Origin of the sequence: Dyella sp. SG562, from assembly GCF_011759495.1 — a bacterium.
Taxonomy (GTDB): domain Bacteria; phylum Pseudomonadota; class Gammaproteobacteria; order Xanthomonadales; family Rhodanobacteraceae; genus Dyella_D; species Dyella_D marensis.
The window spans coordinates 66,242-85,285 of sequence record NZ_JAAOYS010000004.1; the positions used below are offsets into that span (position 1 = coordinate 66,242).

Sequence of the window (19,044 nt, forward strand, 5' to 3'; positions counted from 1 at the left end):
GGGGCGAGTGCTCGCGGTAGCGCACATCGAAATCACGCGGCAGCCTCCACCAGGTATTCGCGCGGGTCGGCGATGGAACCGGCCAGGGCGGAAGCGGCGGCGGTGGCGGGGCTGGCCAGCACGGTGCGCGCGCCTTTGCCCTGGCGGCCTTCGAAATTGCGGTTGGAGGTGCTCACCACCAGCTGGCCCGGCTGCGCCAGGTCGCCGTTCATGGCGATGCACATCGAGCAGCCCGGCACGCGCCACTCGGCGCCGGCCGCGGTGAACACCTGGTGCAGGCCTTCGCGCTCGGCATCGCGGCGCACCGCTTCGGAGCCCGGTACCACCAGCATGCGCACGCCGTCGGCGATGCGGCGGCCGCGCAGGATCTCGGCCGCCTCGCGCAGATCGGACAGGCGCGAGTTGGTGCAGCTGCCGATGAAGACGACATCCACCGGCGTGCCCTGCATCGGCTTGCCCGGCTGCGCGCGCATGTAGTCCAGCGCGCGGGTTTCCTGCGCGGTGCGTGCGGCCGGCACCGGCACGTCCATGGCGATGGCCATGCCCGGATGGGTGCCATAGGTGACGGTGGGCTTGACCTTGCTGGCGTCGATGCGCACTTCGCGGTCGTAGCTGGCGCCGGCGTCGGTGCGCAGCGCGCGCCACTTGGCAACGGCAGCGTCCCAGGCGGCGCCTTGCGGCACGCGCGGACGGCCCTTCAGCCAATCGAAGGTGACCTCGTCCGGCGCGATCAGGCCAGCGCGCGCGCCGGCTTCGATCGACATGTTGCACACCGTCATGCGCTCGTCCATCGACAGCGCCTCGATGGCTTCGCCGCGGTATTCGATGACGTGGCCGGTGCCGCCGTCGACGCCGATCTCGCCGATGATGTGCAGGATCAGGTCCTTCGCGCCCACGCCCTTGGGCAGCTGGCCGTCGACGTGGATGGCCAGCGTCCTGGGCTTGCGCTGCAGCAGGCACTGCGTGGCCATCACGTGGCCGACTTCGGTGGTGCCGATGCCGAACGCCAGCGCGCCGAACGCACCGTGCGTGGAGGTGTGGCTGTCGCCGCAGACGATGGTCATGCCCGGCTGGGTCGCGCCCAGCTCCGGGCCGATCACGTGCACGATGCCGCGCTCGCTGCTGTCCCAGCCGTGCAGCTCGACGCCGAACTCGCGGCAATTCGCTTCCAGCTGGGCGACCTGGGCTTTCGCTTCCTCGTTGGCGTAGGGGCGCTCGCCCTTGTCGTTCGCGGGCAGCGTGGGCGTGGAGTGATCCAGCGTGGCCAGGGTGCGGTCGGCGCGGCGCAGTTTCAGGCCGCGCTCGCGCAGTTCGCTGAAGGCCTGCGGCGAGGTGACTTCGTGCACCAGGTGCAGGTCGATGTACAGGATGGCCGGCGTGTCGGCGGTTTCGGGCGCGACGACATGCGCATCCCACAATTTCTCGAACAGGGTGCGCGCGCTCATGCGGCCACCTGCTCGGTGGCTTGCGTGTGCACCGGCGTCAGCCAGCCCCAGCGGTCGTCCGTGGTGCCGTCGAACAGGCCGAAGAAGGCGTCCTGCAGGGCGCGGGTGACCGGGCCGGGGCGGCCGGTGCCGACCGGCTTGCGGTCGACCGAGCGCACGGGGGTGATCTCGGCGGCGGTGCCGGTCATGAACACTTCGTCGGCGGTGTACAGCGCTTCGCGCGGCAGGTCGCGTTCCTCGACCTTGATGCCCAGGTCTTCCGCCAGCGTCATCACGGTGTCGCGGGTGATGCCGGCCAGGATGCCGGCGCTGGTCGGCGGCGTGAGCAGCTTGCCGTTCTTCACCACGAACACGTTCTCGCCGGCGCCCTCGCTCAGCAGGCCGTTGTGGCCGAGCGCGATGCCTTCGGCGTAGCCGCCGCGGCGCGCTTCCAGGCCGATCAGCTGGCTGCTCAGGTAATTGCCGCCGGCCTTGGCCCAGCTCGGCACGGTGTTCGGCGCGGGGCGCTGCCAGGAGGACACGCACACGTCGGCGCCGTGCTCGCGCGCATCGCCGAGATAGGCGCCCCATTCCATCGCCATGATCGCCACGTCCACCGGCGCGCCGGGCTTGGCCAGCACGCCCAGGCCGCCCGCGCCGCGGAACACGATCGGGCGCACGTAGGCTGAACTCATGCGGTTGGCGCGGATCACTTCCATGCAGGCGGCGTTGATCTCATCTTCGCTGTAGCCGATCTCGATCTCGTACACGCGCGCCGACTCGAACAGGCGGCGGGTGTGGTCGGCCAGGCGGAAATAGGCCGGGCCCTGCGGCGTGGCGTACACGCGCTCGCCTTCGAACACGGAGGAGCCGTAGTGCAGCGCGTGGGTGCTGACGTGGACCGTGGCTTCGGTCCACGGCTTGATCTGGCCGTTGTGCCAGAGAAAGGGCGTGGTCATGCGGTGGCTCCTTGGACTTGCGGTTGCGCGGCGGCGGTCGGGGCGGCCTGCCGCTCGATGCGGTTGACGATGGAAAGCGCGGCCAGCGCGGTGGCCTCGACGATGTCGGTGCTGACGCCGTTGCCGCGCCAGTCGCGCGCGGCGTGGCGCGCGGTGAGCTGGGCCTGGCCCTGGGCGTCGCCGCCTTCGCTGACGGCGCGCACCTGGAACTGGGTCAGCTCCAGGCCGGTGCCGGTGGCGCGCTCGATGGCGCGCAGCACGGCGTCGACCGGGCCGTCGCCGATGGCGGCTTCGCCGACCTCGCGGCCGTCGTCGTGGGCCAGGCGCACCGAGGCGGACGCGCTGCCGCCCAGGTGCGAGGTGGAATTGAGCTGCACGATGCGCCAGGGGCCGGCGGCATCCGGGTCCTGGCCCAGCGCCAGCGCTTCCAGGTCTTCGTCGTGGATCTCGCGCTTCTTGTCGGCCAGCGTCTTGAAGCGCGCGAAGATCTCGTCCATCGCGGCTTCTTCCGGGCTGTGGCCCAGCGACTGCAGGCGCGAGCGCAGCGCGTGGCGGCCGGAATGCTTGCCCAGCACCAGCTTGGTCTCGCCCATGCCGACGTCCTGCGGACGCATGATTTCGTAGGTGCCGCGGTGCTTGAGCATGCCGTGCTGGTGGATGCCCGATTCGTGCGCGAAGGCGTTGTCGCCGACGATGGCCTTGTTGCGCGGCACGGCCTGGCCGGTGAGCTGGGTCAGCAGGCGCGAGGTCTGCACCAGGCGGCGCGCGTCGATGCGCGAATCCACGCCGAAGTAGGGGCCGCGCACGCGCAGTGCCATCACCACTTCTTCCAGCGAGGCATTGCCGGCGCGCTCGCCGATGCCGTTGATGGTGCACTCGATCTGCCGCGCGCCGGCGCTCACCGCGGCGAGGCTGTTGGCCACCGCCATGCCGAGGTCGTCGTGGCAGTGCGAGGAGAACACCACGCGCTCGGCGCCCTTCACGTGCTTGCGCAGGTAGGCGAAGCGTTCGGCGATTTCCGCAGGGGTGACGTAGCCGACCGTGTCCGGTGCGTTGACCGTGGTGGCGCCGGCGGCGATCGCGGCGCTGAACACTTCGGCCAGGTAATCGGGCTCGGTGCGCATGGCGTCTTCGGCGGAGAACTCCACTTCGTGGCACAAGGCCTTCGCGCGCTCGACGGCGGCGATGGCGGTGTCGATCACCTGCTGCTTGCTCATGCCCAGCTTGTGCTCGCGGTGCAGCGGGCTGGTCGACAGGAACACGTGGATGCGCGAGTGCTGCGCGGCTTCCAGCGCGCGGCCGGCGGTGTCGATATCCGCCGCCTGGCAGCGCGCCAGCGCGCAGACGGTGGAGTGGCGCACGGACCTGGCGATCTCGGCGACGGCGGCGAAGTCGTCCGGCGACGCCTGCGGGAAGCCCGCTTCCATCACGTCCACGCCCAGCGCTTCGAGCGCATGCGCCATGCGCAGCTTGGCGCGGCGGTCCATGCCGAAGCCGGGCGCCTGTTCGCCGTCGCGCAGGGTGGTGTCGAAGATGCGCACGCGGTCGTCGGCTACTACGCCGTCCTCGCTGCTGTCGTTGCTGTGCTGGGTGTCGTTGGTCATGTCGGCTCCGTTGCGGTGCTGGGCCGAGGGCAACAAAAAACCCCGCATCCTGTTCGGGTGCGGGGTTCTTTAGGAGTATTCAGGTCAGTCTTGCTTTACCTGGACACACGCCCTCAGCCCGCACCTCCGTTGGTAATAAGGAGTACGAGTACAAGGGCAAGAAGGAGGTTGCCGCGGAGCCGCAGCAGGCCGTGAACCGCTGGAGGGCGGGTCCTTTCGGCGATGCTGGCGGTGGTGTTGCGATGCGACATGTCATCGACCCTAACGGGGCTCGTCGGGGCGTGTCAACAGTTTCTTGTGTAATGATCGAAAAAAGTTTGCTCGATCACATTTGGACGTCCAGATGGCTGGATGCGATGAGATCGCGATTATTCGTGGTGATTTCGTGGAGGCGCATGGATCGAGGAAAAGCCTGGAAATCAGACCATTCCTACAGATCGCATCGAAGGTCGACAAGTAAGTCGACGCATTTCAGCGCTTTGCGTCCACTGGTACGTCGAGCTGCATGCAAGACCATGCAGTGGCGTACGGAGTCATTCGAGGCCAACTTTACCGGGGCGAAAAGCGCTTGCGGCGGGGCACAAAAAAGCGGTCGATCGCGTACATCGGGTGAGGCCGCCGGGGCGTGCCGATGGCCTCACCGGTCAGCAGAACCAAGGTTGCAGTTCGCCCATGCGTCCGTCTCGCGCGTTCGCCCGGACATTCAACCCAGCCGGCGCGCCTGCCGCGGCGCGGCTCCATCCAGCAGCCATGCCTTCAGCCCCTCGTCGCTGGCTTCCAGCGCTTCGGCATGCGCCGGCCGGCCGAACATGGCGGCCAGTGCGGGCGGCAAGGGTACGGTCCGCCCGATCAGCGGTTCGATGACGCTTTCGAATTTGGCCGGATGCGCGGTGGCCACCACGGCCCAGTCGGCCCGGTCCGCGCGAAGGTCGAGCCGGTGCATGGCGGTAGCGGTGTGCGGGCAGAACACTTCGCCATGCGCGGCGTGGCTGCGCACGGTGGCGCGGATGGTCTGGTCGCTCACGCTATGCGAGGAAAGCTGCTGGCGCAGATCCGTGTCGTAGGGGAAGGTCCAGCGCAGCCGCTCGAAGTTGCTGGGCGCGCCCACGTCCATCGCATTGGCCAGCGTCGCGACCGCGGCGCGCGGCGTGTACGCAGCGCCGGCGAAGTAATCCGGCAGCGTCTCGTTGGCATTGCAGGCCAGCTCGATGGCGCCGACCGGCAGTCCCATCTCGCGCACCCACACCGCGGCGAGCGCATTGCCGAGATTGCCGGTGGGCACCACGAAGTTGAGCGGGCGGCCGTGCTCGTGCCACCAGCGCAGCGAAGCGTGCGCGTAGTAGGCCATCTGCGGCAGCAGGCGGCCGAGGCTGATGCTGTTGGCGGACGACAGCGGCCGCTGCGCCTGCAGCGCCTTGTCGTTGAGCGCGGCCTTGACCATGCGCTGGCAGTCGTCGAAGCGGCCGGCCACGCGCAGCGCGCGCACGTTGTCGCCGAAGCAGCCCAGCTGGTGCGCCTGGCGCGGCGAGACCAGCCCGTCGGGATAGAGGATCACCACCTCCACGCCCGGCTGCCGGTGGAACGCGGCGGCCACCGCCGCGCCGGTATCGCCGGAGGTGGCGACCAGGATCGTCAGCGGCGGCTCGCCCGCATGGCGCAGGCGGCGGAAACAGCTGGCGAGAAAGCGGGCGCCGAAATCCTTGAACGCGGCGCTGGGGCCGTGGAACAGCTCCAGCATGGCGGCGCCGGGGTGCTGCGGCAGCGGGCGCAGCGGCGCGTCGAAGGCGAAGGCCTCGGCGCAGATGGCCGGCAGTTCGGCGGCCAGCGCATGGCCGGCGAAGAACGGGCGCAGCAGGCGCGCGGCGGTGTCGGCGAGGCTGCCCTGCGCGTCGAAGTCGCCCGGCTTGAGGCTGGGCAGCGCTTCCGGCACGTACAGGCCGCCATCGGGTGCGAGGCCCGCGGCGATCGCCTCGCCGATGCCGGCGCCTTCCGCGGCGCCGCGGGTACTGTGATAGAGCAGCGGTTCACTCATGCCTTGCGCTCCACGTCGATCAATGCGGCGGCCGGCCCGGCGACGGGCGAGACCAGGGTGTCGCTGTCCAGGCCCGCTTCGGCGAAGGCCGCGGCCATGGCGGCCGCCGCGGCCTGGGCTTCTTCGCGGCGTTCGAACCAGCCGAACACGCTGGGACCGGCGCCGGAAATGCTGGCGCCCATCGCGCGGTGATCCATCGCCGCCTGCTTCACCCGCGCAAAGCCCGGGATCAGCGGTGCGCGGCGCGGTTCCACCAGCACGTCGTTCAAGCCTTCGCGCACCAGCGCCGCATCGCCCTGCCAGCAGCCGGCCAGGGTGAGCGAGAGATTGGCGCTCTGCGCGACGAATTCGCCCAGCTGGTAGGCGCCGGCCAGCGCGGCGCGCGCCTTGCGCGTCTCCAGCACCATATGCGGATGGACCAGGGCGCAATGCCAGGCCTCCGGCACCGGCACGCGCACCAGGCGGTCGCGCGTGGCCAGCACCAGGCCGCCGAGCAGCATGGGGCCGACGTTGTCGCCGTGGCGGCCGCCGCTGGCCACGGCCTCGCCTTCCAGCGCGAAGCCGTACAGCGCCTCCATCGGCAGCGGGCGTTCCAGCAGCGCGTTGGCGGCCACCAACGCGGCCACGCAGGACGAGGCCGAGCCGCCCATGCCCGAACCCAGCGCGATGCCCTTGTGCAGCACCAGCTCGAAGCCGTGGCGCAGCCCCAGCGCCTTGCGCAGCGCCATCAGCGCCATGCCGGCGGTGTTCTGCGCGGCGTCCAGCGGCAGGTCGACCACCACGCCTTCGATGGCGGCGATGCGCACCACGGGTTCTTCGATGCGGCGCACCGTGGCGCGGTCGCCGGCGCCGGCGAGGCTGTGGCCGAGCACGTCGAAGCCGACGCCGACGTTGCCGACGCTGGCCGGCGCCAGGGCCTGGGCGGAAAGAGCGCGTTGGGGAGAGCGGGCCATCGGTTCCGGTGATCGGGCAAGTTGGGCGTTCATGCGCGCGCCTCCAGCGACTCGGCGATGCGCAGCAGGTCGCCGAACACGCCCGCGGCCGTCACTTCCGGCCCGGCGCCCGGTCCCTGCACCAGCAGCGGATTATCGTGGTAACGGCGCGTGGTGAATTGCACCACGTTGTCGGTCAGGCGCGTGTGCGCGAAAGGGTGGGACGCGGGCAGCACGGCCAGCTTCACGCTGGCGCGGCCGTCGCGGTCCAGGCTGGCGACGTGGCGCAGCACGCCGCCCTCGGCGCGGGCGATGGCCAGCTGCGCGGCCATGGGCGCGTCCAGTTCGTGCAGGCGCGCCATGAAGGCTTCGGGGTCCAGCGCGGCCAGTTCCGCCGGCACCAGACTCTGCACGTTCACCTCGTCCAGCGACAGCGCCCAGCCGGCTTCGCGGGCCAGGATCACCAGCTTGCGCGCCACGTCCAGGCCGGACAGGTCGTCGCGCGGATCGGGTTCGGTATAGCCCAGCGCATGCGCCTCGCGCACCAGCGCGGAGAACGGGCGGCCGCCATCGTGGCGGTTGCACAGCCAGGCCAGCGTGCCGGAGAACATGCCGTCGACGGCGAGCAGCTCGTCGCCGGTGTCGAGCAGGTCGCGCAGCGTCTGCACCACCGGCAGGCCGGCGCAGACGGTGGCTTCGTAGCGGAAGCGCGCGCCGGCATGGCTGGCCGCGCGGATCGCCTGCCAGCGCTCCAGCGGGCCGCTGCCGGCGAGCTTGTTGGGAGTGACCACGTGCACGCCCTCGGCGAGCCAGCCGGCGTAGTGCGCGGCCACTTCATCGTTGGCGCTGCAGTCGATCAGCATGGCGTGGCGGCCGCCTTCGCCGAGCACGTGGCGCGCGAACTGGCGCAGGTCGGCGGGACGCCAGGTCTGGGCGCGGTCGCAGCGGCGGTTGAGGTCGGGGTCGTCGCAGTCCAGCCACATGCGCTTGCTGGCGGCCACGCCGCACAGCTTCAGTTCCAGGCCGGCTTCGGAAAGGCGCGTCTGCGCCGCACGCAATTGAGTGAGCAGGGCGCTGCCGACACGACCGGGGCCGATCAGACCCACGGCCAGCATGCGGCGGCGTGGAGTGGTCGTCGGCAGCGCCCGGGCAAGCACGGGGTGTTTGGGATGTTCCAGTTGTGGGGCGAGGGCGTTCACGGAGGTCTCCTTGGGTTGGGAGCCCCGTCTCTCGCTTGGCGGTTCGGAGTGGCCCGGCCCGCCTCTTCGAGGGGCGGGGCCGTTGCGTGTGATGAAGCTACTCGCGCGCGGACACCCACCCGTGGCCGGTGGTACCGGTACCGGTGGTAATAATCGTGGCGGAGGAAGCGATGGCGCCGGCCAGCGGCATGCGCCCGGTGAGGACCGGGTTGGAAAGCATGCGGATGGAGGAAGCAATCGGCGACATGCGACCGACCATACGGGCCATGCTGCACCGCAGTCAACAGGTGCAACTGAAACTTTAGGAGCAGGCCGCAGTGACACCCGCGTAACGAGGCGCGGTGTTGAATCCCGCGGACTCAACAACAAGGAGCGATCCCCATGAACAAGCGCACCCGCGGCTTCGCCGCCGGCGGCCTGGCGTGTTGCCTGGCCTTGGCCTGCGGCACCGGCAGCGCGCAGGACCTAGGCAAGCTCGGCGGACTGCTGGGCGGAGGCGGCAGCTCGATGAGCTCCGGCAGCATGGGCAACGTCGCCGGCCTGCTGCAGTACTGCGTGAAGAACAACTACCTCGGCGGCGATTCCGGCGCCTCGGGCATCAAGGACCAGCTGATGGGCAAGCTCGGTGCCGGCGGCGGCGCCTCCACCAGCGGCGAGGCGGCCTCGGGCGGCGACGTGCTGGGCGGGCTGATGGGCAAGAAAAAGAAGAACTCCAGCCAGCCGGCGGGCGGCGATCCCAGCCGCGATCCGAGCTATCTCAGCGGCGCCAAGGGCGTCCTGCAGGGCAGCAATGGCAAGAGCCTGGACCTGTCCAGCGTGGGCGGCGGTTCCAGCGACCTGAAGTCGCAGATCACCACCAAGGTGTGCAACACGGTGCTGAAGCAGGGCAAGTCGTTTTTGGGGATGTAGTGCTGCCTGGTGGAACCCTTCTCCCCGCCGGGGAGCACGCGGGGAGAGCACATGGATGTGCTCTGCATTGAGGAGCGAGGAAGGTGGCGGCAGCCGGATGAGGGGCGGGTGCTCGCCACGAGGTATCGACGAAGTGACGCCTGCTTTTGCGTTGCTGCTTCACCGCTCCGTAGGTCCCCCTCACCCCAGCCCTCTCCCCGGCGGGGAGAGGGGGCAGGTGGCGGTTTATTTGGACAGGTCGATCGCGTACACCGCCGTCCCGTCGCCGTTGTCCTTCACCTGCCGCAGGTTCTTCACCCCGGCCTCGCGCGCCTCCGCCTCCTTGCCCGCCGCGCCCTTGAACACCACCGGGCCGCGCGTCTTCACCGGCGCGAAGCGCCAGGAACGCTTCGGCAAGGCCTTCGCATCCAGCGTGCGCTGGCGCTCCAGCCACTTGGCCAGGATCTCGCGCGTGCCGTCCGGCGCCGCCAGCACGATGTTCTTGCCGTCCAGGCCCGGGAAATTGCCGCCGCCGCTGGCGCGGTAGTTGTTGGTCACGATGACGAAGGGCTGCTGCGGATCCACCTTCTTGTCCTTCCAGCGCAAGTCGACGATGCGGGCGCCGGCTGGTTTGGTCACGTCGATCACATAGCTGATGTCGCCCTGCAGCTGGTCGAAGTTGTAGCCGGGCATGCGGTCGTTGAGCAGCGGCTGTTCGGCGGTGGCGGACGGGTCGATCTGGCGGAAGCGCTCGGCCGACTTCTCCAGCCACGCCTTCAGGCCCGCGCCGTCGGTTTTCACCGCGGCCAGGGTGTTCGGATAGAAATACAGGTCCGCGGCGCTGCGCAGGCTCAAGGGGCCGGCCGGCACGTCGGTGTAGTCGTCCGGGCCGCCGAAGCCGGTGCGGAAGGCGGCGGCCGAGGCCACCACCGGCACCTTGGCCAGTTCCGGATGGGTCTTGGGCAGTTCGGCCTGCACGTAGTCGCGCTCGGCGGCGTTGACCACCGAAAGCGCCGTCATATTGCCCACGTCGGCGAAATAGCTGCTCAGCCGCAGGCGCGTCTCGCCGATCGGCGTGCTCACGTGCGCCACGGCCGCCGCATGCGCCTGGGCCACCAGCGGGGCAATGGCGGGGTCGGCCGCCACGCATTCGTTCTTCTTCGGGCAGATCGGGCGCACTTCGCTGTGGGTGTGCTCCTTGTCGACCGTCCAGCGGCCGTCGCGGCGCGCCAGCGCCAGCTCGACCACGCCCAGGTCCTTGCCGAAGAAGCCGCCCATCACCGCCGGCACGCCGCGCACGAAGCCGCGCCGGGCGTCCACGTCCTGCATGTCCTGGTAGTGCGGGCCGGGGAATTCGGTGTGCGAATGGCCCAGCAGCAGCACGTCGATGCCGGGCACGGCGGCCAGGTACCAGCCGCCGTTTTCCATGTCGGAGGTATAGGTGGCCGTGTTGAGGCCGCCGTGCAGCACCGCCACGATCAGGTCCGGATGCTGGGCCTGCAGTTCCGGCAGGTATTTCTTCGCCGCTTCCACCACGCCCGTCACGGTGACCTTGCCTTCCAGGTTCTGCTTGTCCCATTCCAGGATCGGCGGCGGGGTGAAGCCGATGATGCCCACGCGCAGCGGCACGGCGCGCTTGCCGCCGCCGGGCGTGTCGACCTGGATGGTCTTCTCCACCACCGTCCACGGCTTGAAGATCGGCGCGCCGTCGCGCGCGCTGAACACATTGGCCAGCACCAGCGGGAAATGCGGGCCGGCGCAGCGGTCGCTGCGGCCGCCGTCGACGTTCATCGGCGTGCCGGTGGCCTGCGACAGGAACGGCAGGCCGTAGTTGAACTCGTGGTTGCCGGCGGTGCCGCCGTCGTAGCCGATGGCGTCCATGGCGGCGTAGATCGACAGCTCCTGCTTGCAGCCGACCGGCTTCACCTGGGCTTCGTAGTCGGCCAGCACGCTGCCCTGGATGGTGTCGCCGCTGTCGAACAGAAAGCTGTTCGGATACTGCTGGCGGGCCTGGCGGATCAAGGTGGCGGTGCGCTCGTAGCCCACCGTGGCATCCGGCTTGAGCTTGTAATAGTCGTAGCTCAGCACGTTGGAGTGGATGTCGGTGGTCTCCAGGATCGCCACCTGGGCGTGGCTGCCGTCCGGCACGCGGTCGGTGCGGGCGCCCTGGGCGGCGCAGCCGGCGAGCAGCACGGCGGTCAGGGCGGCGAGGGGGAGCTGGCGGAGCGGCATGGTGGATTCCCTACGGACCAAAGCAAGCCGCGCAAGCTAGCAGATCGGCATGGCGGGCGATGCCTCGGCGCCGCATGGGCACCGGGCAACGCCGGCTGAACCCTTGCGCGGCGCGGGCTGCCTGTTACCTCTGGTTCTGTCTGTGAAAGAAATGAGAACGTAAGATGGCGCCCTGATGACGGACCGGCCGGAACAGGGGGCCAACGCAACATGCAGAGATGGTCGTTTCGCTTCACGCGGAACAGCGTGGCGTGGCTGTGTGCCACCTTGTTCTTCGCCGGCTGCGTGCGCGCCACCGCCGGCCAGGAACCCGTGCTGCAGCAGCAGAGCTTCGTCTTTGCGCTGATGCTGTGCACCTGCGGCGTGCTGCTGTTCGCGTTCGCGCGCGTGGCCATGGCGCTGGTGGTGACCGGCGCTCTGTTCCTGGGCCTGGATTTCATTTCGGAAATAAAGCAGCAATACCTCGACGCGCCGCTGATGCCGTCGGACTTCGTCTATTACCTGCGTTCCAGCCTGGTCGAAACCCTGGCCCACTACCCGCACCTGTGGGAACTGAGCCTGGGCGTGGCGGTGCTGGTGCCGCTGGGCCTGTGGCTGGTATGGCGCGGCGACCGGCGCATGTTGAACGGCTTGTCGCGGCCCAAGGCGCTGGCCGTGCGCGTCGGCGGCGCGGCGGCCTGCGCGCTGGCGTTCTGGGTCTGCCTGCTGCCGAACGGCCCATTCGCCCAGGTGCATGCGCGCAATGCGTGGCAGAAGCTGTCGGACGACGCCCAGCTCACCAACTTCTTCGTCAACCTGCAGGACTCCAACGTCGCGCTGCCGCCGATGACCGACGACACCCTGGCCGAGCAGGAGTGGAGCGCCACCGCGCACGGCGGCCACGGCGCGGCGGAGCCGCCGTATCCGGACATCGTGCAGGTGCTGGAGGAAAGCACCTTCGACCCGTCCAATTTCACCGTGTGCAACGTGCCGCAGTGCCGCGTGCAGATGTTCAAGCCGGACAAGTACACGCTGGCCCACGGCCCCTTGCGCGTGCACACCTTCGGCGGCGGCACCTGGGTCAGCGAATTCGCCGTGCTCACCGGCATGCCGCAGGACATCTTCGGTCCCGGCGGCATGTACGCGCCCTACGTGCTGGCGCCGCACGTGCGCGACTCGCTGCCGCAGCAGCTGCAGCGCCTGGGCTACCTCACCGTGGCGATCTACCCCACCAACGGCGCCTTCCTCAACGGCCGCAACGCGTACACGGCCTATGGCTTCGACCAGTTCTACGACGCCAAGGACCTGGGGCTGGACGAGTGGGAGGAAACCGACGCGCAGATGTTCGACGCCGCCAAGCGCGTCTACGACAAGGTGAAGAAGCCGGGCCAGCCGGTGTTCGTGATGATCCTGACCCTGGCCCAGCACGGGCCGCACGACATGGACCCGCTGTCCACCCTGCCGGCGCCGTTCAACCGTCCGCTGCTGAAAGGCCTGGCGGAGAAGCCGGCGCTGAACTTCAACACCTATCTCTCCAACCTGCACAACTCGGATGCCGCGATGGCGCAGCTGGAGAAGGCCTTCCTCAATCGCCCCGAGCCCACCGTGCTGATGCACTTCGGCGACCACCAGCCCTCGTTCAACGGCCTGATCCGCCAGATGGAGCGCAGCTGGCCGCCGGCGCTGCAGCCGTACAAGGACTATCTGTCCTACTACATGATCAAGAGCAACGTGCCGGGCCGGACGCTGCCGAATTACCCGATGCTCGATATCGCCCACCTGCCGAACATGGTGCTGCAGGCGGCGGGCGTGCCGATGGATCCGTACTTCTCCGCGGCCACGGTGCTGCGCGAGCGCTGCAAGGGCCTGTACACCGACTGCATCGACCAGGACCTGGTCAAGTCGTACCACGCGTGGACCTTCAACCATCTGCACGTGTACGAAGAGTAAGGCGTAGGTTGGGGTGAGCCGCAGGCGACTGCGAAGGCAGGATGCCGTAGCGAACATCCGCGTAGCGGATGGCCCGAAGGGCAGGCTGCTGATGCAGCCAGTAACCCCAACATCGGTACGTTCAAACGCATCGCATCGTTGGGGTTCGCCTACGGCTCACCCCAACCTACGCCGGGCGTCAGTGACGCTCGGGCTTGGCGTAATCAAAATACGTCCAGCGTTTCCCATCCGCACTCTCGAGCTGCTTCAACTGCAGGCTGAAGTTGTAGCTCGAAGCCGGCAACGCACTGCCGTCCACACGCTGCATGCTCAGGCCGGTCGACGCCTGCGCCGGGCGCAGTTCCGTCGGCGTCACGCGATAGCTGTCCGCCGCCTTGCCCAGCGCGCCGCCGAGCGCCTCGCTCAGCACGCGGCCCTGCGCCTGGGGCAGCTTCAGGCCGAGCAGGGCGGCGATGGTCGGGGCCACGTCGACGTTGCCGCTCGGCAGCGCGTCGCGGAAGCCGCCGCGGAAGCCGGGGCCGGCGGCCAGCAAGGTGTTGTGCACGTCGATCGGGCTGAAGCTGCCGTGCTCGCCGCGTTCGCTGGGCGATTCCGGATAGACCGTGGAGTACTCGGTGCCGCGGAAACCCTGGATCACCGCATCGGCGTCCCAGGCATAGCTGACGATGATGTCCGGACCGCGCGCCGCGTTCTCCAGGTGCACGTTCTCCGCCGGCAGGGTGCCCGGCAGGTCGCCGTAGCGCTTGGCCACGAAGACGGCCGCCACGTACTCGCGCGACTGCAGGAAACGCACGGCGCGCTTCACTACCTCGGCGTTGTGTTCGGGCTGGTAGAAATATTCGGTGCCGCCGTTGGGGGCCAGTACCAGCGCGCCCTTGGGCAGCTTGTCCGGCACCACGTAGCTGGGCGTGGTGTAGGGCATCGGCTTGCCGCACAGGCGGCCGTCGTCGTCGTAGCGGGTCGGCAGCAGCTGCGAGCCGTCGGCGCGGATGCCGGTCATCACCGGCGAGTACACGCAGCCCAGGCCGTCGAAGGACGGAATGCCGCCGCGCGTGGTCAGCTCGTGCGCCATGCGGATGCCGCCGGAGACCGAATAGCCCCATTCGTTGTCCACGCCGGCCACGCGGCCGTCGTTGATCTGGCGCAGCGGGAACAGGTCGCGCGCACCGGCGATATTGCTGTGGCCGTGGTCGGAGACCACGATGATGTCGGTGTCTTCGGCCATGCCCAGCTCGCGCAGCTTCGCTTCCAGCTGGCCCAGCAGCGCGTCCTGCGCCTGCAGCGCGAGATGGAATTCCGGCGCGCCCACGCCGTAGATGTGCTGGGTGGTGTCGGGATTGCGCATCCACACCACGCTCAGGTCCGGCTTGTGCCTGGGCAGCACCTGGTCCAGGTAGACCTTCATCATCCACGCGTTCGCCGCGGTGGGCGGGGTGTCGCCGCCGGCGGTGGCGTCGCTGGTGGCGCCGTCCTTGAGCTTGGCGGCCTTGGCGCGCTCGGTGGGGTCGGCGTTCTCTTCGCTCAGCGTCACTTCGCCTTCGGCGTAGATGTTCGGCGCGGTCTTGGGCAGCGGATAGCCCGCGGCCTGCAGTTCCTTGGCGAAGGACAGCGGCAGCGCGACGCGCTCGTCCAGCAGCAGGCCGACCTTGTCCGGGTCGCCCTGGTTGGGCAGGCGGTAGTTCTGCAGGAAGGCCGCGCCGGACTTGCCGATGGCCGCGGTCTTCAGCCCCGCCTTCTGCGCGGCGGCGAACAGCGTGGGCAGTTCCAGCAGGTCGCCCTTGCTGGCCTTGTCCAGCGCGCGCAGCACCAGGTCGTCCTCGGTGTAGACCGGGTTGCGGAAGCTGACGTCCTCACCGGTAGTGGTGCGCGCCACCGGCTCGCTCTTCAGGCCCGTCTCGCGCGACGCCCAGAAGCGGTTGCCGTAGAAGCCCAGCGGGCCCGGGAAGCTGCCGGTGGCGAAGGTGGAGGCGTTGGCCATGGTGAAGGTGGGGTAGGTCGAGTGGTTGTCCTCGAACCAGGTGCCGCGCTTGCTCAGGGCCAGCAGGTTAGGCGTGTCCTCCTCGCTCACCGCGTCGGGGCGCATGCCGTCCCATACGAACAGGATCACCCGGTGCGGAGCCGCCAGGGCGGGGCTGGCGTAGATGGCGGCGAGCAGCAGGGCGGCCGCGGATTTCAGGGCGCGGCGATGGAGCGGGGGCATGCGAGACCTCGGTCGATGGGAGGAGCGAGCCGGCCATGCTGGGCAAAGGGTGTTGCAGTTTGGTGTCGCCGCCGGGACTTGAGCCCTTCTCCCGCCGGGAGCACGCGGGGAGCGAGGCAGGTGGCGGCAGCCGGATGAGGGTACGGGCGGAGCGATGCACCTGACTCTTGCGCTCCGCCCGTACCCTCACCCCAACGCCTCTCCCAGAGGGAAAGGGGCTCTAAGCGGCGTAGCGCACGCCGCCGATCCAGGTTTCCCGCACGACCAGGCCGTCGTCCAGCACGGCGAAATCCGCGCGCTGCCCGGCCACGATGCGGCCCAGCTCGCGCTCCAGCCCCAGCCAGGCGGCCGGATACGCGCTGGCCATGCGCGAGGCTTCCGCCAGCGGCAGGCCTACGGCGTCGACCAGGTGGCGTACGCCGGTGGCCATGTCCAGCGCCGAGCCGGCCAGCACGCCATCAGCGCTCTGGCAGATGCCGTCGCGGGCCACGATGGTCTGGCCGTTGAGCACGTAGGTGGGATCGTCCGCGCCCACCGGCGGCATGGCGTCGGTGACCAGCACGCTCTTGCCGCGCGCCTTGGCCGCGATGGCCACGCGCAGGCTGGCCGGATGCACGTGGTGCAGGTCCACGATCAGGCCGCACCAGCTGTGCGGATCGTCCAGCGCCGCGCCGACCACGCCGGGTTCGCGGCTGCCCAGCGGGGTCATCGCGTTGTACAGATGGGTGAAGCCGCTGACGCCGGCATCGAGCGCGGCGCGGGTGGTGGCGTAGTCGGCGGCGGTATGGCCGGCCACCACGATCACGCCGGCGGCGCTGAGCTGGCGGATGGTTTCCAGCGGCACGCGTTCGGGCGCCAGGGTCATCATCACCACGCCGCGGTGCCGGCGCGCGATATCGGCGATATCGGCCGCATCGGGCAGGCGGAACAGGTTGACGTCGTGGATGCCCTTGCGCGCCGGCGCCAGGAACGGCCCTTCCAGATGGATGCCGAGAATGCCCGGCACGCCTTCGGCGATGGCGGCGTCCACGGCTTCCAGCGCCGCGTGCATGACTTCGGCGGTGTCGGTGATCAGCGTCGGCAGCATGCCGGTGGTGCCGAACCGGCGGTGCGCGGCGGCGATGCCGCGCAATGTTTCGACGGTGGGCGCGGCGTTGAACAGCAGCCCGCCGCCGCCGTTGACCTGCACGTCGATAAAGCCGGGCAGCAGCAGGCGGCCCTGCAGATCGTGGCGTTCGGCGTAGCTAAGCGAAGCATCGCCCGCCGGCACCAGCGCCTCGATGCGGCCGCCGCGCAGCAGCACGGCGAGATCGCCGCGCGTGCCGTGTTCGCCCAGCACGCGGCCATTGACCAGGGCGGTAAGCGGTTGCGCTGCGCTCATCACACCGTCTCCGTCACCTTGCGCAGATGCGGCGGCACGTCCGGATCGAAGCCGCGCGCCAGCGCCAGCTCGCTGGCCGCGCGATAGAAGCTCTGCACGGCCAGCAGCGGGGTGACGATCGAATCCATGCCGGCCGGCAGCGGCAGCGCGTCCGGGCCGCTGGCGCCGGGCTTGGCCACCAGCACGCGCGCGCCGCGCGCACGGAATTCCTCGGCCACCGCCAGGGTGCTGTCCAGCGTGTCGTCGCCCTGGGCGAAGAACAGCACCGGGAAACCCGCGCCGACGATCGCCATCGGGCCATGCTTCACTTCCGCCGCGCTGAACGCCTCGGCGTGCAGGCCGCAGGTTTCCTTGAGCTTGAGCGCCGCTTCCAGCGCCGGCCCGAAGCCATAGCCGCGGCCGACCACGAACAGGTTGCGCGCCTCGCGCAGGCCGTCGACCAGCGCGCTCCAGTCGGCGTCCCAGCCGCGCCGCAGGTCGGCCGGCAGGCGCGCCACGTCGGCGTGCAAGGTGTCGTCGTTGCCCCAGTGCGCGGTCAGCTGCAGAACCGCCGCCAGCGTGGCGAGGTAGCTCTTGGTTGCCGCCACGCTCACTTCGGGGCCGGCGCGCAGCGGAATCACCGTATCGGCCAGCGCGGCCAGCGGCGAGTCCTCCACGTTCACCATCGCCACCACCAGGGCGCCCGCATCCTTCGCCGCCTGCGCGCTGCGCAGCAGGTCGGGGCTCTTGCCGGACTGCGAGATGGCCAGGAACAGCGCGCCGTCCAGCTTCAGGTCGGCGTCGTAGATCGAGGCGACCGACGGCGAGGCCGAGGCCGTGAGCAGGCCCAGCCGCGTCTCGAACACGTACTTGGCATACGCCGCCGCATGATCGGAGCTGCCGCGTGCGCAGGTGACGATGAACCGCGGCGGCTCGGCGCGCAGGCGTTCGCCCAGGGCCTTGAGCACGCCGGCATTGGCGGCGAGCTGGCGCTCGACCACGTCGGCGGCCTCGTGGGCCTCGCGGTACATCAGGGTGTCGCTGGCTTGCTTCATGGATGGCGTTCTCGGTGATGCGTGCAGCGGCGGCGCGTCAAGCCTTGCGGGTCGGGCGCGTGCCGCTCTTGGGGGAGGTGTTCTTGGCGGAGGCGCTCTTGGCGGGAGCATTCCTGGATGCGTGCTTCGGGGTGTTGTTCTTCGGCGGCGCGGTCGAGCCGCGCACCACCAGCTCGGGGATGAAGCATTCGTTCGGCGGCTCGGCGACGGTGTCGCCGTTCTCGCGCTGCAGGTCGGCCATCAGGTGCAGCGCGGCGTGGCGGCCGATCTCGCGGGTGGACTGGCGCGCGGTGGTCAGCGCCGGCCAGGCCTGCTTGGAGAACGGGCTGTCCTCGAAGCCGGCGATCGACAGATCCCACGGCACGTCCAGCCCGCTGGAGCGCGCCGCGGCGAGCACGCCGGCGGCGATCTCGTCGTTGCTGCCGAAGATCGCGGTGGGCGGATCGTCCAGCGCCAGCAGGTTGCGCGCGCCGCGGAAGCCGTCGTCGAATGCGTAGCGGCCGGGCAGCACCAGTTTCGGGTCCTGCACCACGCCGTAGTCCTTCAGCGCGTCGGCATAGCCCTGGTAGCGCTCGGGGCTGGAACGGTGATGCGGCTCGCCCCACAGGAAGCCGATGCGCTTGTGGCCGAGCTGGATCAGATGCTCGGTGATGGCATAGGCCGCGCTGCGGTCGTCCACGTAGACGCAGGGCGAGCCGTCGTGCGGGTCGTCGCGCGAAGAAATGATGCGCACGAAGTCGATGCCCTGCGCCGACAGCGCGCTCACCAGCTCATGCTGCTCGGACATCGGCGGCGCCAGCACCAGGCCGGCCAGGCGGTTGCGTTCCACCAGGGCGCACAGTTCCTGTTCCAGGCCGGGCGAGGAGGAATCGCAAGGGTGGATCTGCAGGCCGAAACCGCGTTCGCGGCAGGCCGACAGCACGCCTTCCTGCATGCTGATCACGTAGTGCGCGTTGGGGTTGTCGTAGACCAGTCCGATCGCATACGCATGCGTGCTGCGCAGGCCGCGCGCGGAAGGATTGGGCTGGTAGCCGAGCGCCTGGATCGTTCGCTCCACCTTTTCGCGCGTGTCGGCACGCACCGAGGCCTCGCGGTTGATCACGCGGGAGACCGTCTTCAGCGAGACGCCGGACGACTTGGCGACGTCCTTGATGGTGGGGTTGCGCAACGCGGGAGACTCCGGGGGAAACAGGACGGGCATCGTAGCCCAGCAAGTTGCAGTGAGGATGG

The 19,044-nt window shown here is 69.6% G+C and carries 14 protein-coding genes; 2 read left to right on the forward strand and 12 right to left on the reverse strand.

Features of this window, described 5'->3' with window-relative positions:
• Positions 1 to 32: 32 nt before the first annotated feature.
• From leuC to FHW84_RS09660, 7 genes are all read right to left on the reverse strand, one after another.
• Entirely contained in the window at positions 33 to 1,445 is a 1,413-nt protein-coding gene (gene leuC / locus FHW84_RS09630; RefSeq protein ID WP_167254860.1) for a 3-isopropylmalate dehydratase large subunit, read from the reverse strand.
• On the reverse strand, positions 1,442 to 2,383 hold the full coding sequence (locus FHW84_RS09635) for a branched-chain amino acid transaminase (RefSeq protein WP_167254862.1): 942 nt from the start codon (positions 2,381 to 2,383) through the stop codon (positions 1,442 to 1,444). The genes leuC and FHW84_RS09635 overlap by 4 nt, the downstream gene beginning before the upstream one ends.
• Positions 2,380 to 3,987, reverse strand: coding sequence for a 2-isopropylmalate synthase (locus tag FHW84_RS09640; RefSeq protein ID WP_167254864.1), 1,608 nt, complete (start codon positions 3,985 to 3,987; stop codon positions 2,380 to 2,382). The genes FHW84_RS09635 and FHW84_RS09640 overlap by 4 nt, the downstream gene beginning before the upstream one ends.
• Positions 3,988 to 4,690: 703 nt before the next feature.
• Positions 4,691 to 6,019, reverse strand: a complete 1,329-nt coding sequence (gene thrC, locus FHW84_RS09645; RefSeq protein ID WP_167254866.1) for a threonine synthase — start codon at positions 6,017 to 6,019, stop codon at positions 4,691 to 4,693.
• Positions 6,016 to 7,005 (reverse strand): homoserine kinase, encoded by a 990-nt coding sequence (locus FHW84_RS09650; protein WP_167254868.1) that lies wholly within the window; start codon positions 7,003 to 7,005, stop codon positions 6,016 to 6,018. The genes thrC and FHW84_RS09650 overlap by 4 nt, the downstream gene beginning before the upstream one ends.
• The gene (locus FHW84_RS09655) at positions 7,002 to 8,066 is read right to left on the reverse strand and encodes a homoserine dehydrogenase (protein WP_167255391.1); all 1,065 of its coding nucleotides are present in this window, start codon (positions 8,064 to 8,066) and stop codon (positions 7,002 to 7,004) included. Before FHW84_RS09655 ends, FHW84_RS09650 begins: the two co-directional genes overlap by 4 nt.
• 181 nt (positions 8,067 to 8,247) lie before the next feature.
• Entirely contained in the window at positions 8,248 to 8,397 is a 150-nt protein-coding gene (locus FHW84_RS09660) for a hypothetical protein (RefSeq protein WP_167254870.1), read from the reverse strand.
• A gap of 134 nt (positions 8,398 to 8,531) precedes the next feature.
• Here FHW84_RS09660 and FHW84_RS09665 point away from each other — a divergent pair, with 134 nt between their 5' ends.
• A complete protein-coding gene (locus FHW84_RS09665) occupies positions 8,532 to 9,059 on the forward strand; it encodes a DUF2501 domain-containing protein (RefSeq protein ID WP_167254872.1) in 528 nt (175 codons plus the stop codon).
• A 225-nt stretch (positions 9,060 to 9,284) separates the two neighbouring features.
• Here FHW84_RS09665 and FHW84_RS09670 read toward each other — a convergent pair whose 3' ends face one another.
• The gene (locus tag FHW84_RS09670) at positions 9,285 to 11,270 is read right to left on the reverse strand and encodes a bifunctional 2',3'-cyclic-nucleotide 2'-phosphodiesterase/3'-nucleotidase (RefSeq protein WP_167254874.1); all 1,986 of its coding nucleotides are present in this window, start codon (positions 11,268 to 11,270) and stop codon (positions 9,285 to 9,287) included.
• Between the two features lie 246 nt (positions 11,271 to 11,516).
• On the opposite strand from FHW84_RS09670, the gene FHW84_RS09675 reads away from it, so the two are divergent.
• Positions 11,517 to 13,199: an LTA synthase family protein gene (locus tag FHW84_RS09675; RefSeq protein WP_343203586.1), complete on the forward strand. Its 1,683-nt coding sequence runs from the start codon at positions 11,517 to 11,519 to the stop codon at positions 13,197 to 13,199.
• A 178-nt stretch (positions 13,200 to 13,377) separates the two neighbouring features.
• Here the strand turns inward: FHW84_RS09675 and FHW84_RS09680 are convergent, their stop codons facing one another.
• From FHW84_RS09680 to FHW84_RS09695, 4 genes are all read right to left on the reverse strand, one after another.
• Positions 13,378 to 15,399 carry an alkaline phosphatase family protein gene (locus FHW84_RS09680; RefSeq protein ID WP_167254878.1) on the reverse strand — a complete coding sequence of 674 codons (2,022 nt, stop codon included), beginning with the start codon at positions 15,397 to 15,399 and terminating at the stop codon, positions 13,378 to 13,380.
• Positions 15,400 to 15,619: 220 nt separating this feature from the next.
• Positions 15,620 to 16,780: an N-acetylglucosamine-6-phosphate deacetylase gene (gene nagA, locus FHW84_RS09685; RefSeq protein WP_167254880.1), complete on the reverse strand. Its 1,161-nt coding sequence runs from the start codon at positions 16,778 to 16,780 to the stop codon at positions 15,620 to 15,622.
• Positions 16,780 to 17,814: an SIS domain-containing protein gene (locus FHW84_RS09690; protein WP_167254882.1), complete on the reverse strand. Its 1,035-nt coding sequence runs from the start codon at positions 17,812 to 17,814 to the stop codon at positions 16,780 to 16,782. Before FHW84_RS09690 ends, nagA begins: the two co-directional genes overlap by 1 nt.
• A gap of 37 nt (positions 17,815 to 17,851) precedes the next feature.
• Positions 17,852 to 18,982, reverse strand: a complete 1,131-nt coding sequence (locus FHW84_RS09695; RefSeq protein WP_167254884.1) for a LacI family DNA-binding transcriptional regulator — start codon at positions 18,980 to 18,982, stop codon at positions 17,852 to 17,854.
• Positions 18,983 to 19,044: the final 62 nt, after the last annotated feature.

What these genes read in the sequence shown, in the direction of transcription:
- leuC (WP_167254860.1), bottom strand. Translation starts at nt 1,445, where the DNA reads ATGAGCGCGCGCACCCTGTTCGAGAAATTGTGGGATGCGCATGTCGTC.
- FHW84_RS09635 (WP_167254862.1), bottom strand. Translation starts at nt 2,383, where the DNA reads ATGACCACGCCCTTTCTCTGGCACAACGGCCAGATCAAGCCGTGGACC.
- FHW84_RS09640 (WP_167254864.1), bottom strand. Translation starts at nt 3,987, where the DNA reads ATGACCAACGACACCCAGCACAGCAACGACAGCAGCGAGGACGGCGTA.
- thrC (WP_167254866.1), bottom strand. Translation starts at nt 6,019, where the DNA reads ATGAGTGAACCGCTGCTCTATCACAGTACCCGCGGCGCCGCGGAAGGC.
- FHW84_RS09650 (WP_167254868.1), bottom strand. Translation starts at nt 7,005, where the DNA reads ATGAACGCCCAACTTGCCCGATCACCGGAACCGATGGCCCGCTCTCCC.
- FHW84_RS09655 (WP_167255391.1), bottom strand. Translation starts at nt 8,066, where the DNA reads ATGCTGGCCGTGGGTCTGATCGGCCCCGGTCGTGTCGGCAGCGCCCTG.
- FHW84_RS09660 (WP_167254870.1), bottom strand. Translation starts at nt 8,397, where the DNA reads ATGTCGCCGATTGCTTCCTCCATCCGCATGCTTTCCAACCCGGTCCTC.
- FHW84_RS09665 (WP_167254872.1), top strand. Translation starts at nt 8,532, where the DNA reads ATGAACAAGCGCACCCGCGGCTTCGCCGCCGGCGGCCTGGCGTGTTGC.
- FHW84_RS09670 (WP_167254874.1), bottom strand. Translation starts at nt 11,270, where the DNA reads ATGCCGCTCCGCCAGCTCCCCCTCGCCGCCCTGACCGCCGTGCTGCTC.
- FHW84_RS09680 (WP_167254878.1), bottom strand. Translation starts at nt 15,399, where the DNA reads ATGCCCCCGCTCCATCGCCGCGCCCTGAAATCCGCGGCCGCCCTGCTG.
- nagA (WP_167254880.1), bottom strand. Translation starts at nt 16,780, where the DNA reads ATGAGCGCAGCGCAACCGCTTACCGCCCTGGTCAATGGCCGCGTGCTG.
- FHW84_RS09690 (WP_167254882.1), bottom strand. Translation starts at nt 17,814, where the DNA reads ATGAAGCAAGCCAGCGACACCCTGATGTACCGCGAGGCCCACGAGGCC.